This window comes from Bradyrhizobium ontarionense (assembly GCF_021088345.1).
Classification (GTDB): Bacteria; Pseudomonadota; Alphaproteobacteria; order Rhizobiales; family Xanthobacteraceae; genus Bradyrhizobium; species Bradyrhizobium ontarionense.
Genome location: NZ_CP088156.1, coordinates 260,926 through 274,805 on the forward strand (window position 1 = coordinate 260,926; position 13,880 = coordinate 274,805).

The 13,880-nt window shown below is 59.6% G+C and carries 13 protein-coding genes; 9 read left to right on the forward strand and 4 right to left on the reverse strand.

Features of this window, described 5'->3' with window-relative positions:
- The 3 genes from LQG66_RS00990 to LQG66_RS01000 all read left to right on the forward strand — a co-directional run bounded on the left by LQG66_RS00990 (window position 1) and on the right by LQG66_RS01000 (window position 3,286).
- Complete coding sequence (locus LQG66_RS00990; RefSeq protein ID WP_231322391.1) at window positions 1-759, forward strand: sulfotransferase family 2 domain-containing protein; 759 nt, start codon at window positions 1-3, stop codon at window positions 757-759.
- Between the two features lie 136 nt (window positions 760-895).
- Entirely contained in the window at window positions 896-1,312 is a 417-nt protein-coding gene (locus LQG66_RS00995; RefSeq protein ID WP_231322394.1) for an NUDIX hydrolase, read from the forward strand.
- Window positions 1,313-1,483: 171 nt separating this feature from the next.
- On the forward strand, window positions 1,484-3,286 hold the full coding sequence (locus tag LQG66_RS01000; protein ID WP_231322396.1) for an AMP-binding protein: 1,803 nt from the start codon (window positions 1,484-1,486) through the stop codon (window positions 3,284-3,286).
- Window positions 3,287-3,437: 151 nt separating this feature from the next.
- On the opposite strand, the gene LQG66_RS01005 is transcribed toward LQG66_RS01000, so the two are convergent.
- Window positions 3,438-4,211 (reverse strand): helix-turn-helix transcriptional regulator, encoded by a 774-nt coding sequence (locus LQG66_RS01005; RefSeq protein WP_231322399.1) that lies wholly within the window; start codon window positions 4,209-4,211, stop codon window positions 3,438-3,440.
- Window positions 4,212-4,651: 440 nt separating this feature from the next.
- Between LQG66_RS01005 and LQG66_RS01010 the strand changes: the two genes are divergently transcribed.
- On the forward strand, window positions 4,652-4,819 hold the full coding sequence (locus tag LQG66_RS01010) for a hypothetical protein (RefSeq protein WP_231328092.1): 168 nt from the start codon (window positions 4,652-4,654) through the stop codon (window positions 4,817-4,819).
- On the opposite strand, the gene LQG66_RS37365 is transcribed toward LQG66_RS01010, so the two are convergent.
- Window positions 4,795-5,118, reverse strand: a complete 324-nt coding sequence (locus LQG66_RS37365; RefSeq protein WP_425601276.1) for a pyridoxal-phosphate dependent enzyme — start codon at window positions 5,116-5,118, stop codon at window positions 4,795-4,797. The genes LQG66_RS01010 and LQG66_RS37365 overlap by 25 nt on opposite strands.
- A gap of 496 nt (window positions 5,119-5,614) precedes the next feature.
- On the opposite strand from LQG66_RS37365, the gene LQG66_RS01015 reads away from it, so the two are divergent.
- The 3 genes from LQG66_RS01015 to LQG66_RS01025 all read left to right on the forward strand — a co-directional run bounded on the left by LQG66_RS01015 (window position 5,615) and on the right by LQG66_RS01025 (window position 9,134).
- The gene (locus LQG66_RS01015; protein ID WP_231322401.1) at window positions 5,615-6,865 is read left to right on the forward strand and encodes an MFS transporter; all 1,251 of its coding nucleotides are present in this window, start codon (window positions 5,615-5,617) and stop codon (window positions 6,863-6,865) included.
- 243 nt (window positions 6,866-7,108) lie between these two features.
- Window positions 7,109-7,315, forward strand: a complete 207-nt coding sequence (locus tag LQG66_RS01020; protein WP_231322404.1) for a transposase — start codon at window positions 7,109-7,111, stop codon at window positions 7,313-7,315.
- 346 nt (window positions 7,316-7,661) lie between these two features.
- Window positions 7,662-9,134, forward strand: a complete 1,473-nt coding sequence (locus LQG66_RS01025) for a ketol-acid reductoisomerase (protein ID WP_231322406.1) — start codon at window positions 7,662-7,664, stop codon at window positions 9,132-9,134.
- A gap of 160 nt (window positions 9,135-9,294) precedes the next feature.
- Here the strand turns inward: LQG66_RS01025 and LQG66_RS01030 are convergent, their stop codons facing one another.
- Window positions 9,295-9,534: a hypothetical protein gene (locus tag LQG66_RS01030; protein ID WP_231322410.1), complete on the reverse strand. Its 240-nt coding sequence runs from the start codon at window positions 9,532-9,534 to the stop codon at window positions 9,295-9,297.
- Between the two features lie 320 nt (window positions 9,535-9,854).
- The gene (locus LQG66_RS01035; RefSeq protein WP_231322412.1) at window positions 9,855-10,721 is read right to left on the reverse strand and encodes an IclR family transcriptional regulator; all 867 of its coding nucleotides are present in this window, start codon (window positions 10,719-10,721) and stop codon (window positions 9,855-9,857) included.
- A gap of 208 nt (window positions 10,722-10,929) precedes the next feature.
- Here LQG66_RS01035 and LQG66_RS01040 point away from each other — a divergent pair, with 208 nt between their 5' ends.
- Both LQG66_RS01040 and LQG66_RS01045 read left to right on the forward strand, forming a co-directional pair.
- Window positions 10,930-11,952 carry a TRAP transporter substrate-binding protein gene (locus tag LQG66_RS01040; protein ID WP_231322414.1) on the forward strand — a complete coding sequence of 341 codons (1,023 nt, stop codon included), beginning with the start codon at window positions 10,930-10,932 and terminating at the stop codon, window positions 11,950-11,952.
- A 16-nt stretch (window positions 11,953-11,968) separates the two neighbouring features.
- Entirely contained in the window at window positions 11,969-13,873 is a 1,905-nt protein-coding gene (locus LQG66_RS01045; protein WP_231322416.1) for a TRAP transporter large permease, read from the forward strand.
- The last annotated feature ends 7 nt before the right edge of the window (window positions 13,874-13,880 follow it).

Consider the following 13,880-nt stretch of genomic DNA (forward strand, 5'->3'; position numbering starts at 1 on the left):
ATGGTCGAAATGACCGACATTGGCCCGCAGCGAACAGACTATCCCAAAATCGCCTTTGTGCACATACCGCGGACCGGAGGAGTGACGTTCGGTCGGCTGCTGGAAACGCTCTATGGCGAAGGCGAGATCGCCAATTTCTATGGAGATAAACTGTCGAGCGTCATCAATGACAAGCTAGACAACTTCTTGCGAGAGGATAAGCGGCGGAAGAATTCCTTCAGAGTCTTGAAGGGCCATTTTGTGTATGGCTTCGATCCCGAGATCAAAGATGCAAACTACGTCACGTTGTTGAGAGATCCAGTGGATCGACTGGTGTCGTACTACTTCTATGCGCTGAAGGAGCGTGGAAACTATCTGAATGGTTATCTGACGCAAAGAAGGATACGGCTCGAGGAATTCTTGATGAGCCAAATAACCGTGGAGCTGGACAATTACCAGGTTCGGGCGATCTCTGGAATGTCCGTCTCCGAGCGTGGGAGGGTTACCAGGGATCATTTTCAGCTCGCCAGGCGCAATCTCAGGAACCAGTTTTCCGTGTTCGGGATCACGGAGAGGTTTGGGGCCTCGATGGCGTTGTTTGCCGGGCTGTTCGGTTGGGAGCTTCCAAGGTATGTGAGCGGGAATGTAGGAGACTATCCTAAGGACCATAACATCTCGATGAGATGCCTGGATCTGGTCAGCCGCCGGAACGAATGGGATATCATGCTCTATCAGGAAGCGCAGGAGCTCTTCGCTGCCCGGGTCCTGGCTGTGAGCTAGGAGTTGGCCGAGCTCTGTAAGCCTCCAGCGTCGGTGATCGCACTCCAACGACGTCCGATTTGAGAGTGGGAATGAAGGTTCTGGTGTAAGATTAAGTGGGGAACAGCGCCAGCGTCAGAAGCGGACATGGATACGGATGATCAGATTGCAATGCGCACTCGTTGCGCTCTACAAAGCGCGCATCCTCATGCAGCGGCCTCTCGTCAGCGTGAAAAGCGGGTGGGATTTCCCGAGGATGCCGGTGGAGCCGTTTGAGAAGTATAGCGAAGCCGCGCTCCGGGTAGCTCGCCAACGAGTCGGGCGGGATTTCCGTGTTGGTGGTGTTGTCCACCTCACTGAGACAACGGCCGATCAACACTTGCTGGTTCTCTATGTGAAAGCCGAACTGATCGGAGGACCGCCGGAGACGACGAACAGTGTTGCTTGGTTCGATCAAATGGAATTGTGCGAGCTGCGAAACAGCGGTCTCATGGTTCCGGAGGCAGACGAAGCGCTCAAGGCAATGGACTGGCGCGCGCTGATACCGAGGGGGCATTTTCCGCCCGGTTATTGAGCATCAAGGCAATCGCGCCTCCTTTTCCGATTGGAGGATGTCTGCGGCGGAGCGGGCCCACATCGACCGCAAGAGACTGAGGCGCGGAAAGGGCGCTGCCTCAGGTCAGAGGAAGTGACTGACGGGAGGAACGTAGTGCATATCGAGTGTCCCGACCGTCGATCGTCGGTCTTGGCCGAACCGTTGACACGAGTTGTTCGGCGGAAAGAGGACGTCCTGTTCTCGACATGCGCGCCGCTGCGGCCCTTTCCGGATGTCCTGCTGACACACCTGCAGAAATGGGCGCAGGCAGCTCCGTCGAGAGCATTTCTTGCCGAACGATCAGCGGCGGGCCGTTGGTACGAGCTCACCTATTCGGCTGCAATGAGGTGGGTCGATTCTGTTGCGGAGCTGTTGGTGGAGCTGAATTCCGCATATGGCGACCGTCTGTTGATCATCAGCGAGAACAGCATCGCGCATGGTGTCGTGTCATTGGCCGCGATGTCGGTGGGCATTGCTGTGGTACAGATATCACCAAGCTATTTGACGACGCGGACCGGCCTAGAGCGCGTCCGCGAGATCTGCGAGGTGGCCCGGCCCGGATATCTCTTTGCGAGTCCGCAAGCGCTGCTAGCCGCCGCCGGTCCTTTGCCGATAGGCGAGGCCGTAGGGGTGAGTTTTGACCGCGTGATCGCCCTTGGACCTGCCGGCGCCGGAGACCGTCGAGATCACGCGACCGCCGAACTGCAGATGAGACGATCGGCCCTACATGGGGACTCGATCGCAAAGATAATGTTCACTTCAGGAACAACCGGTAGCCCGAAGGGCGTTATCAATACGCACCGCATGCTATGCGCTCAGCAACAACAAATGGCGCAGCTTTGGCAGTTTGTCGAGGAGCGTCCGCCGGTTCTGTGCGACTGGTTGCCTTGGAGTCATACGTCCGGAGGTAATAACAGCTTCAATATGACGCTTCGAAATGGAGGAACGCTATACATAGACAATGGTCGTCCTACACTGAGCGGGATCGAACTGACGTTGCGCAATGTCGCCGAAGTTCGTCCGACCTGGTACACAAACGTTCCTGCTGGATATTCTCTGCTGTTGCCAATGCTGCAGAGGAGCAGATTGCTTACGGAACGGTTCTTCTCCCGACTGGACCTGTTGGTGTATGGCGGTGCGGGGCTTTCGCCAGGCCTCTGGGCCGGTATTGATGAGCTTGCCAGGTCGACCAGGGGAACGCCGGCTCCCTGGGCGTGCGGCTGGGGTCTCACTGAGACGGCTTCTACGACCACAGTCACGCACTTTCCAATCTCGGGCGCGGGGCAGATCGGAGTTCCGCTGCCCGGAATGACGTGCCGGCTGACGAAACGTCACGGCCACTACGCCATCGCGGTGAAAGGGCCCAACGTCACTCCCGGATATTTCGGCGACACGGACGCGACGGCAAGAGCCTTTGATGACGAGGGGTACTTCATCACGGGCGATTCGGTGTCGTTTGTTGACGAAGAGAATCCCAGCCGCGGACTTCGATTTGAAGGCCGGTTTGCCGAACAATTCAAGCTGGCGACCGGCACATGGGTTCAACCGAGCAGTATCAAGGCATCACTTCTATCCCGTGCTGGGCCACTCGTCAGAGACGTGATTCTGGAAGGCCCTGATGGCCCGTATCTGGTCGCCTTGATCTGGATAAACGAGGAGGTCGCGGTTCGGGATTTTCGGTGGTCGGAGAGTTGTGAGGGAAATGATCAGGGCTCGATCGCGCTGCAGGAGTTTCTGAAAATGGTTATTGGTGAGCACAATGCCGGCTGTGTCGATAATGCCGAGCGGATCGTTCGCGCGTGCGTTCTTGGCATCCCGCCCTCGCTGTCATCCGGTGAGCTGACGGAGAAGGGAACCATCGCCCTGCATCGGTTTCGGACGGCTCGTCGGACGCAAATCGAGTCATTGTTTGCGGCTGAGTATGGTTTTAGCATTCCGCAGGCGGCAATCTAGTGGGTGCGTAATGGCGTGCAGGGCCATTGAAGAGTTTGCGGAACAACTTGCGAAGGATGATGGAGACGAGTCAATCGTGCTATGCCGCGGAGAGCGGGTCATAGGCTGTGCGCGGCAGGGTTCCGTCCGCTCGGTGGCGTTCTCCAGCTGGTCAGCTGGCCGCAGGGCAGGCCATCCTGCTCAAAGAGCCAAGCTTCGGCGCGATCAAGTTCAGGGCCACTGCACGTGACACGACGTGCGTTCGGTTTTCGCATTCAAGTTTGACCCGTGCTGAGTCAAAATAGGCCCTCACAACCCGCTCGGAAATTCCGAGTTGAGCCGCGATCTGCTTGTTTTGCAGGCCGTCGGCCGCCAACGACAGGCACTGCAGTTCTCGCCTGGTAATGCGTGGGGGCTCATGCGCCAATTTGCGCGCCTGGAGCGTGTTCTCCTCCACCCCGGCGAGCACCAATACCTGCGCATGAACTGTATGCGCGAACAGCAGGAGATCCGGAATATACTGACGCAAGAGGCTGTCATTGGAAGCGCGGTAAATTGCCGAGAAGATGGCAAATTCCCTGGCGGGACCTCTGATAGGGAAGCTCAGGCCGTGGACCTTAATGCCGGTCCCGTAACCGAAGCAGTCAACTGCAACCCGATCGTCGAAATCATCCCACACGATCGGGAGGCGCGATTTGCTGCAGGCCCAGAGGACTGGATCTGCCACCGTGCACGCTTCAGAATAGCGCTTTGTGATGTGCGGCGGATAAGAGCTGTGTATGACCGGTACGCGGTTTTTCGTTCGGGGGATTTCAATAATGCGATACAGAAAATGATCGATGCCAAACTCCGTTAGCATCGACTTCACCATCTCGAAGAGACGCTCTTGAGATCGCGCGGTGGTGAGCCGTGGGCACATTGTTGAGAGACGGTTCACATCATCCACCACGTTCTCCATTGCAGCGAGTTGCCATGTCCGAGCGCAAGCGTGCATCAGCCGGTCGGGCGGTCTTAAATGCCTCATCGCGCCGATGGTCCTGCTCGGAGACAGAGTCTATCACCGATTGTCTCGAGATCGATGCTGCTTGTAGCACGAACGGTGTTCCCGTTTGAGTGATGAGTCGCGGCGCATGATCGCGCCGTTGGTGGTGAGTCTGCAGGAGTGGAGGTGCTCTGACAGGCAGAGCCGTCGTTCGTTTTTGCCCGGTTGCTATCCGAGCGATGCGACGCGCATCGCACGATGCATATGTGACTTCGCCGGCCTGCACATATCGAGCTAAGCGCGAACCAGGGGCGCTGCGGATGAGCTCTAGCAGTCTGCTGAAGAACTATCGTTTTGATCCGACTTTCGGGATTCAACAGTTTTGGCGAGTCTCGGAGGGGTGAATGCGAGGCAAGTTCGAGGATCAGGGGGGCCTGTTTTCTTATGTTTCGCCAGAGGCGCGTGTCCCGAAGGACCACCCGCTGCGCAAGATCAGGGAACTGGTGCGAGACGGTCTTGGCGACCTGAACCGCACTTTGGGCACGCTCTATTCGAAGGAGGACTGTCGATGACTGCGTGCGGTGATATTGGGATCTGTAACGCATATGAACCGATAGCCACGCTGCTTCGAAACGATGCTTGGAGCGTCGCCCAGATTTCCTGATGAAGGCTCTATGAGAGTATGTTTTCCCGGTGCGATCGATCCGAGCCTCTCCAATTGGGAAACCATCTCTATCGCGGGTAGTAGCTTGATTGATCCGGCGGGATTGAATCCTTCGATCTTCAGAAGAGTCTCGCACCGGTCAATCGCATCGGGAAGGGTTAGGAAGAGTGAATCGCGACCCAATTCGAGAACCGTATTCGCAATCAATTCGTTCGGTCCTTTGATCGAAAGCGGTTCGCGTTCGTTTAGGGTCCAGGCTCGAATCTGCGCAGCGCGACCAGGGTGGTTTGTTAGATCGGAACGCCGTCGATGTGGCGAGTGAGTCTGATACCGGCCATTATCCTCGGCAACTGATTTCCTTGGTTGGGTTGGTGTGAGTGTCTGGCTGCACGTCGCTAGCGGCAGCGTTTGTGAATAGCGGTTGCGTTGCCTCTTCCGCTTCGGTCGAGTGGACGATGTGCAGGTGGGGCGATCCGAGCGGGGGCGTCGCTTTCGACGAGTAGCGTTCCTGTGGCGATCTTCTAGAACAAGTGCGAACAGCCAAGTCGGAACTGCGAAGGAGATATCGAGTGCCGGAGGGAGTGTATGTGTACTCAGCTAACGGCTGTGCCGACGGGGACCGGGTAGGAAGTTGCGGCGGCAGCGAATGCATCACGTGAGCGCGCGAATGTCCCCGAAGCTGTCTGGATGGTGAGGCCGCGGGATGATCGGAAAACCGTTAGCGGCCTGGTGCGAGCCCATAGCACGACCGTTCAGGTATCGCGTGTTTACATCGATTTGGCTAGCATGCCTTCTTTCGCGATTTGGTAGCCTCGTTCAAATCGTGGGCGCTTCGTGGCTGATGACGTCTTTGGCAAAGTCGGCCGACATGGTCGCACTGGTCCAGACGGCGATTTTGATGCCAACCATGTTGCTCTCTCTCGTAGCGGGCGCGTCCGCCGATGCTTGGGATCGGCGAGGCGTAATGCTGATCTCGCAGTACCTGGGCCTTTCTGCGTCTGTGGCCCTCGCCCTGTTGGCCTATGCGGACTGTATTGGGCCTTGGACATTGCTCTTGCTAATGTTTATCACTGGCTGCGGTGCGGCGCTATACCAGCCTGCATGGCAGTCCTCGCTCTCGGAGCAAGTGCCGCAATCCGATCTATCGGCAGCCATTTCGCTAGATAGTCTTTCGCTCAGCCTGGCGCGAACGTTAGGCCCGCCGATCGGTGGTGTGCTCCTGGTCGCGGCGGGGCCGGCGATCGCGTTCCTCGTGAATTGCGCAACTTATGTCGGTCTCATCGCGGTGCTGGCTTTTGGGCTCAAGGAGCGACAGCCGTCGCAGCCTGGAAGGGAGCGGGTTCTGGTCGCCATGACAGCAGGAATCAGTCACGCCTGCTCCTGCCGTGTCATCCGAACGTTGCTCCTACGCAGCGCGGTGTTTGGTCTCCTGGGCAGCGCGACATGGGCTCTGATGCCGTTGGTTGCTCAAGACCTCCTGCGTGGAAATGCTGATCTGTATGGTTGGTTGTTCGGCTGGTGGGGTGCCGGAGCCGTTTTGGGTGCGCTCTATGGCGTCCCAATTCGGCTGCGTTTCAGCAACGAGCTAGTATTGCGGGTTTCGTCCGCGGGTGTGGGGATAGGCATCCTTCTCACCGCCTCGAGCCAATGGGAGCATGTGACGATGGCTGCCCAGATCATCACCGGAGGTTGTTGGGTGGTCGCGGTCTCGACACTGAACGTGAGCATCCAGGCGTCGTCACCGGCAAGGATCGTGGGGCGTGTCGTCGCAATTTTTCACACCGTTCTTGTTGGTGGTCTGACCGTGGGGAGCTGGATCTCCGGCCTACTTGCGAATGAGTTCGGACTGGTCTTTGCGATGCAGCTGTCCGGCGCATTCATGACCGCTTCGCTTTTCCTGGGCTGGGCGGTTCCGTTGCGGCCAATCATCGGATCCAACGCGGACCAGGCGTAGTGGGGTTCGCACAACGGGGTTAAAAGAGGGGGCAGGGGGATTTTGGAAATGCGCAACAACTGCGCTTTTGGGTAAGCGCGCGAGTTGTGTCAGAGCGCGGCTGGCTCGCCGTCGCCGGGTGGCCGGCGATCTCGATTGCTGCATGCACCGTGGAATTGAGCGAGGTTGAAGTGGACTCCGGAAATAGGACCAGACGTCAAGGTGTGAAGCGTCCTGCTCTGTCTCAACCGATGGAGCCCGGATATGACGAAGTCACGCAAGAAGTTCGATGCCGCATTCAAGGCCAAGATTGCTCTGGAGGCCCTGCGCGAGGTCGCGACGGTGCCGGAGCTGGCGAAGCGGCACGGCGTTCACCCGAACCAGATCTATGGCCGGAAGAAGCAGGTTCTCGACAATTTGGCGAGCCTGTTCGCGCGCGGACAGTCCACACGACATCGAAAATTGGAGTAGAGAGGTCTCCATAATATGGATACAACTCATCGATGTAATCGTGCCGAGGTCAATTTGACGGATGTCGAAGGAAAGCAGATGGAGCGCAACGTCCGAATTGCAGCGTCAGCCCTCAGAAGTGCCCGATCCGAAGGCTTCCCGCCGCACCGGCCTTGGGCCTACGCTCAATGAGATCGACAATTACGGCCGTCGTCCACGCTTGCGTAATGGTGTCGCGTCGAGCTGAAGAGCAAAGCGTGCTCGATCGGAAGGTTCGCCGTTAGAGATCTTTGGCCTGCATATGTCCGATCGAACCCACCCACCAGCTCTCGTTGATACAATCAATGCGTTATGAGGGACTTGCCAGATGACCTTCGCCTCGAAGATATTCGAAACCCGCGTGATCAAAATGGCTGACCGCGAAGAGACGATTCTGGCCGGCGGCCGCCATCTGTTTCCGATACTGCCGAAAGCCTTTGACGGCATCAGGCAGATTGGCGTTATCGGCTGGTCCTCGCAGGGGCCGGCTCAGGCGCAGAATCTCCGTGAGTCGCTGGACGGTTCGGGTATCCGCGTCAAGGTCGGCCTGCGTGAAGGCTCGGCTTCGATGAAGCAGGCCGCGGCCCTCGGCTTCACCAAGGAGAGCAAAACGCTGGGAGAGATGTATGATGTCATTCGAGAGAGTGAGATGTCGCTTCTGTTGATCTCAGACGCCGCGCTCGCCGAGAACTACCGGACGGTCTTCGCGGCCTTCCGGCCGGGCACGACTTTGGGACTGAGCCACGGCTTTCTGCTGTCGCATTTACGGGCGCAGGGAGAAGACTTTCCAAAGGACATCAATGTTATTGCGGTTTGTCCAAAGGGAATGGGCCCGTCAGTGAGGCGGCTCTACGAGCAGGGCCGTGCCGTCAACGGCGCTGGCATCAACGCGAGCTTTGCCGTGCATCAGGACGTCGACGGCAAGGCTATCGACTACGCGCTCGGCTGGTCGGTAGCACTGGGCTCGCCCTATACCTTCGAGACCACGCTCGAGTCAGAGTACAAGTCGGATATCTTCGGCGAGCGCGGGGTTTTGCTTGGCGCCGTGCACGGGATTGCGGAGAGCCTCTATGCACGTTTTGTAGGGCAAGGTATGGCCGAGGATGAAGCCTTCATCAACACGGCAGAGTCAATAACAGGCCCGATCAGCAAGCTGATCTCACGCTCGGGGCTGAAGGCAGTCTACGAGCAACTCAACGAGAATGAGAAGGCGATGTTTCGTGCCGCCTACAACGCATCATACGGCCCCTGCCGCGAGATCCTCGAGGAAATCTACGACGACGTCGCCTCGGGAAACGAAGTCCGTAGCGTGATCCAGGCCACCCGCCGGCACAGCGCTTATCCGATGGGTAAGATTGACGACACGGAGATGTGGGTGGTCGGGGAAAGGGCACGCGCCAACACGCAGCGCAACTATGCCCCCATCAATCCGGAGACTGCTGGCGTTTATCTCGCCTGCATGATGGCTCAGGTCGATGTCCTAAAGGACAGGGGGCATCCGTACTCGGAAATCGCAAACGAGTCGATCATCGAGGCAGTAGATTCGCTCAATCCATACATGAGCTACAAGGGCGCATCTTATATGATCGACAATTGCTCGACCACGGCCCGGCTGGGCGCTCGCAAATGGGCATCACGGTTCGACTACATTCTCAAGCAGCAAGCCTTTCCTTCCATCGACAAAGGCATCGCAAGCGACAGCGCGCCGTTCGACGACTTCATGTCCAATGATATCCATGATGTACTGACGGTCTGCGCCGAACTGCGCCCCTCGCTGGACATCTCTGTGGTGCCTCGATAGCAGATCCTCTATCCCGTGTTCGAATGCATCTCGGCGCAGGAGCATATGCGCTCAATGGCGGCTGCCACTCTCACATCCTGAGGCGATCGGATCGGCTGTTCAAAATGAAGCGGCGCGGCCCAGCGCCTCGAACATCGCAAGCAGGTTGCCCGCCGCCTTATCAATCGATTGAACCCGCGTGTGGGTCTCCTGGCCCTGCTGTTCGAGAGTGACGATCCGGCGCTCGAATCCGCATCAAGCGATCGGCGAGCGCCTTGTTGTCGCCGCCAGTAAGCCCGGTGCGGATCGGGTCGCGGATCACGCCGCTAATGTTTGCTGAAAGCCTGTGAGCACGCGCGTGCATCTGTTCGATCTCGCTCGTTGCGAGACGGATCGAGATTGGTCTTGTCTTGCCTGTCATGAGATTGCCTCAACAGAGTTGCCGAGGCGATCGATCACGAGATCAATCAGACATTCTGCTCAAGAACGCCGCCGTTCTTCTGGCGACGTCCCGTCTCGCATGGTCATGAGTTTAAGGAGACAAGGAGCCAAAAGCAGGAATGTCCGACGACGAACAACATTGATCACCTCGGCCGTCGCCCCGAGCAACCGGCAGTGGGCCAGCATTGGTTGCCGAGTAGGCGCTGTTGTCCAAGGCGACGGCTTAAGCTCTGACCGGCTTCGCCTGATCATTGCAAAGACCGTTCGTCGCGCGAGTCGCGATGGGGCAAACCATCGCATTCATTTTACGCCTGGCGGTTTCGTCCGGGGGAGCGCGCCGACCTTCGTCTTGCCCAAACGGCTCTCGACCTCCCGCGCCTCGGCCTTGAGCAGCGGCACGAGCTCGCGCTGGCGGCCAGGGCTCATGCGATGCTCGATCGCCGCGATCGAGAGTGCGCCGATCGGGCGCTTATCGGGGCCGCGGATAGCGATGCCGATCGCCCAGGAGCCCGCCAGCATCAGGCCCGGATTCAGGGCGTAGCCATTTGCACGAGTCTCCCGCACCAATTCCCTCAGTCGCGCGACCGTGTAGTTCGGATGCGGCTGCAGGGATCCGTCAGCGATATTCGCGGCAATGGCCGCTTCGACCTCCGTGTCGCTCATGGCCGCCAGCATGGCCAGACTTCCCGCGCCGACGCCAAGCGGGTGCCGGTCGCCGGCCGCTAGGGCTTGTACCCGTATCGGATAGGGGCCGTCCTCTCGATGAAGGCAGATCGAGTAGACGTCGCGCGGCACTGACAGGAAGGCGCTATCTCCCGAATGTGCGCTCATCCGGACAAGTGAACGGATCGACGCGCCATGGATACCAAAACGCGGGCTGGCGAGAGCACCAAGTGCGTACAGCTCCGGGCCCAGATGATAGGCGCGCGTGGTCGCATCCTGGTCGAGGAGGCCAGCCCGTACAAGCGCAAGCAAGATGCGGTGCACGGTGGGCTTCGTGAGGTCGGACTGAGCGACCAAATCGGCGAGGCGGGCTCCCGCTGTGCCGGCCCGGCCGACCAGCAAGAGCATCGTCGCGGCCCGGTCGACGCTCTGTGCGCCGCCCTCCGAGGCGCGATTGGATTTCTGGACCACCTTGCGGGCGGCGACGAGGCGCTGCTGATCCACGATGCCTTCCTTCGTTGTCGACAGCGATCCACAATATGGACCGCCCTTGCCGCGAGCTGTGTGAATTTGCCTTGGAAATATAGTCTGAACGCAGGCCTGTTGACGAGATCGAGTTTCTGGACCTTTTTCACGCCGTCAAAAGAAACAAGAGGAGGTCCGCTATTTGGATCTCCCTGGGAGCCGAACGTTCATCATTCTGGAGGCCAGCATGCGATTGTCCCGCCGTACCTTTCTGTCCACCGTGTCCTCGACCATCGCTGCCGCGAGCGCCATCGGCGCGCCATTCATCGCGCGCGCCGCAGACGCCGAGCTGGTCTACAAATTCGCCAACAATCTGCCGGACACGCACCCGATGAACGTGCGGGCCCGCGAGATGGTCGCGGCGATCAAGGCGGAGACGGGCGGCCGGGTCGACATTCAGATCTTCCCGAACAACCAGCTTGGCTCCGACACCGATATGCTCAGCCAGGTGCGTTCCGGCGGCCTCGAATTCTTCACGCTGTCAGGTCTGATCCTGTCCACGCTGGTACCGGCGGCCTCGATCAACGGCCTCGGATTTGCGTTCCCCGACTACGACGCGGTCTGGAAGGCCATGGACGGCGATCTCGGCGCCTACGTGCGCGGCGAGATCAACAAGGCTGGCCTCGAAGTCATGGAGAAGATCTGGGACAACGGCTTCCGGCAGACCACGGCATGGAGCAAGCCGATCACGGGCCCGGATGATTTCAAGGGCCTCAAGATCCGCGTACCGGTTTCGCCGCTCTGGACCTCGATGTTCAAGGCACTGGAAGCTGCGCCCGCCTCGATCAATTTCAGCGAGGTCTATTCGGCGTTGCAGACCAGGGTGGTCGACGGCCAGGAGAATCCGCTGGCCATCGTTTCGACCGCCAAGCTCTACGAGGTGCAGAAATATTGCTCGCTGACCAGTCACATGTGGGACGGCTTCTGGTTCCTCGCCAATCGCCGCGCCTGGAAGGCAATGCCCGCGGACGTGCAAACTGTCATCACCAAGCACATCAATGCGGCCGCCGTGAACGAGCGGGCTGACGTCGCCAAGCTCAATGCCGGCCTGCAGCAGGATCTGGCGTCGAAGGGCCTGGTGTTCAACCAGCCCGACGTGGCGCCGTTCCGCGAGAAGCTCCGGGCCGCGGGCTTCTATGCCGAGTGGAAAGCAAAATACGGCGAGCAGGCCTGGTCGCTGCTCGAGAAGGTGAGCGGCAGGCTGTCGTAAAGCGAGCGAGGACGTCATGGCTCACGCTGAAATCTCGGATGTGCATCTGGCGGAGATGGCGCGCGAGCCGTCCCGCTTCCGGTCGCTTGCAGCATCGCTCGAACGTGGCCTCGGTACGCTCGTCGAAATCCCGTTGATGTTTCTGGTGGTCGCCGAGATCGCGCTCCTGTTTGCGGGAGTCGTCAGCCGCTACGCTCTGCATCGGCCGCTGATCTGGTCGGACGAGTTGGCGTCGATCCTCTTCATATGGCTGGCGATGCTCGGCGCCGTCGTGGCGTTCCGCCGCAACGAGCACATGCGCATGACGGCGATCGTGGCGAGCGCCGGCCCGCGGCTCTGGGCTTATCTCGAGGTGTTTGCAACGTCCGCGGCGCTGGCCTTCCTTCTTCTTATTCTACGCCCTGCCTATGAGTACGCGTACGAAGAGAGCTTCATCATCACGCCGGCCCTGGAGCTGTGCGGTACTTGGCGCGCCGCGGCGCTACCGGTCGGCATCTTCCTGATGGCGGTGTTCGCGCTGCTTCGACTTGTGCGCATCGGCGATTTCAGGCTCGATGCGGCAGGTGCCCTCTCGGTCGTCCTGTTGATGGGCGTGTTCTGGCTGGCGCAGCCATGGTTGCAAACGCTGGGCAACATCAACCTCATCGTCTTCTTCGTGGGGCTTGCCGGCTTCTGTGTGTTCTCCGGCGTGCCGATCGCCTTCGGCTTCGGACTTTCGGTGTTCGGCTATCTCGCCCTGACCACGCGTACGCCGCTGGTGGTGCTCGTCGGCCGGATGGACGAAGGCATGAGCCACCTGATTCTGCTCTCGGTGCCGCTGTTCGTGTTTCTGGGGCTGCTGATCGAGATGTCGGGCATGGCGCGTGCCATGGTTGCCTTCCTCGCAACTCTCCTGGGCCACGTCCGCGGCGGCCTCCATTATGTATTAGTCGGCGCGATGTATCTGGTGTCCGGCATCTCGGGAGCGAAGGCCGCAGACATGGCGGCCGTCGTACCCGTGTTGTTTCCCGAGATGAGGCAACGCGGTGCCAAGCCTGGTGACCTCGTCGCCTTGCTCGCCGCCACCGGCGCTCAGTCCGAGACGATCCCGCCGAGCCTGGTGCTCATCACGATCGGTTCCGTCACGGGCGTCTCGATCGCGGCGTTGTTCACGGCCGGGCTGCTGCCCGGCATGGTCCTCGCGGTGACGTTGTGCGCGCTGGTCTGGTGGCGATATCGAGGTGAAGACCTCAGTCACGTCAAGCGCGCCAGTGGCGGCGACATCGCAAAAGCGTTCGTCGTCGCGTTGCCCGCGATCACGCTGCCCTTTGTGATCCGTTACGCCGTCGTCGAGGGCGTTGCGACGGCGACCGAAGTCTCCACCGTCGGGATCGTCTATACCTTGATCGTCGGCTATTTCGTCTACGGGCTCTTGGTCTACCGCAGTTTCGACTGGCGCAGGCTTATGCCCATGCTGATCGAGGCGGCGAGCCTGTCAGGTGCGATTCTGCTAATTATCGGAGCCGCCACGGGCATGGCATGGGGCCTCACTCAATCCGGCTTCTCGCGCGCGCTGGCCGCCGCGATGACCGGGCTGCCCGGTGGTTCGGCGACCTTCATCGCTGTGTCGATCGCGGCCTTCATCGTTCTGGGCAGCGTGCTCGAGGGAATTCCGGCGATCGTGCTCTTCGGACCGCTGTTGTTTCCGATCGCACGCGCGGTCGGTGTGCACGAGGTGCACTATGCGATCATCGTGGTCCTCGCCATGGGCATCGGCCTCTTCGCGCCGCCGTTCGGCGTCGGCTATTACGCAGCCTGCGCCATCGGCCGCATCGATCCCGCCGAAGGCATCAAGCCGATCTGGGGCTACATGCTTGCGCTGCTGATCGGCACGGTCGTCGTCGCCGCCGTGCCCTGGCTTTCCATCGGTTTCCTCAAATGACCTTCAT

Coding starts and splice junctions, on each gene's coding strand:
- LQG66_RS00990 (WP_231322391.1), top strand. CDS start 1: ATGGTCGAAATGACCGACATTGGCCCGCAGCGAACAGACTATCCCAAA.
- LQG66_RS00995 (WP_231322394.1), top strand. CDS start 896: ATGATCAGATTGCAATGCGCACTCGTTGCGCTCTACAAAGCGCGCATC.
- LQG66_RS01010 (WP_231328092.1), top strand. CDS start 4,652: ATGCGAGGCAAGTTCGAGGATCAGGGGGGCCTGTTTTCTTATGTTTCG.
- LQG66_RS01015 (WP_231322401.1), top strand. CDS start 5,615: ATGATCGGAAAACCGTTAGCGGCCTGGTGCGAGCCCATAGCACGACCG.
- LQG66_RS01020 (WP_231322404.1), top strand. CDS start 7,109: ATGACGAAGTCACGCAAGAAGTTCGATGCCGCATTCAAGGCCAAGATT.
- LQG66_RS01025 (WP_231322406.1), top strand. CDS start 7,662: ATGACCTTCGCCTCGAAGATATTCGAAACCCGCGTGATCAAAATGGCT.
- LQG66_RS01030 (WP_231322410.1), bottom strand. CDS start 9,534: ATGACAGGCAAGACAAGACCAATCTCGATCCGTCTCGCAACGAGCGAG.
- LQG66_RS01040 (WP_231322414.1), top strand. CDS start 10,930: ATGCGATTGTCCCGCCGTACCTTTCTGTCCACCGTGTCCTCGACCATC.
- LQG66_RS01045 (WP_231322416.1), top strand. CDS start 11,969: ATGGCTCACGCTGAAATCTCGGATGTGCATCTGGCGGAGATGGCGCGC.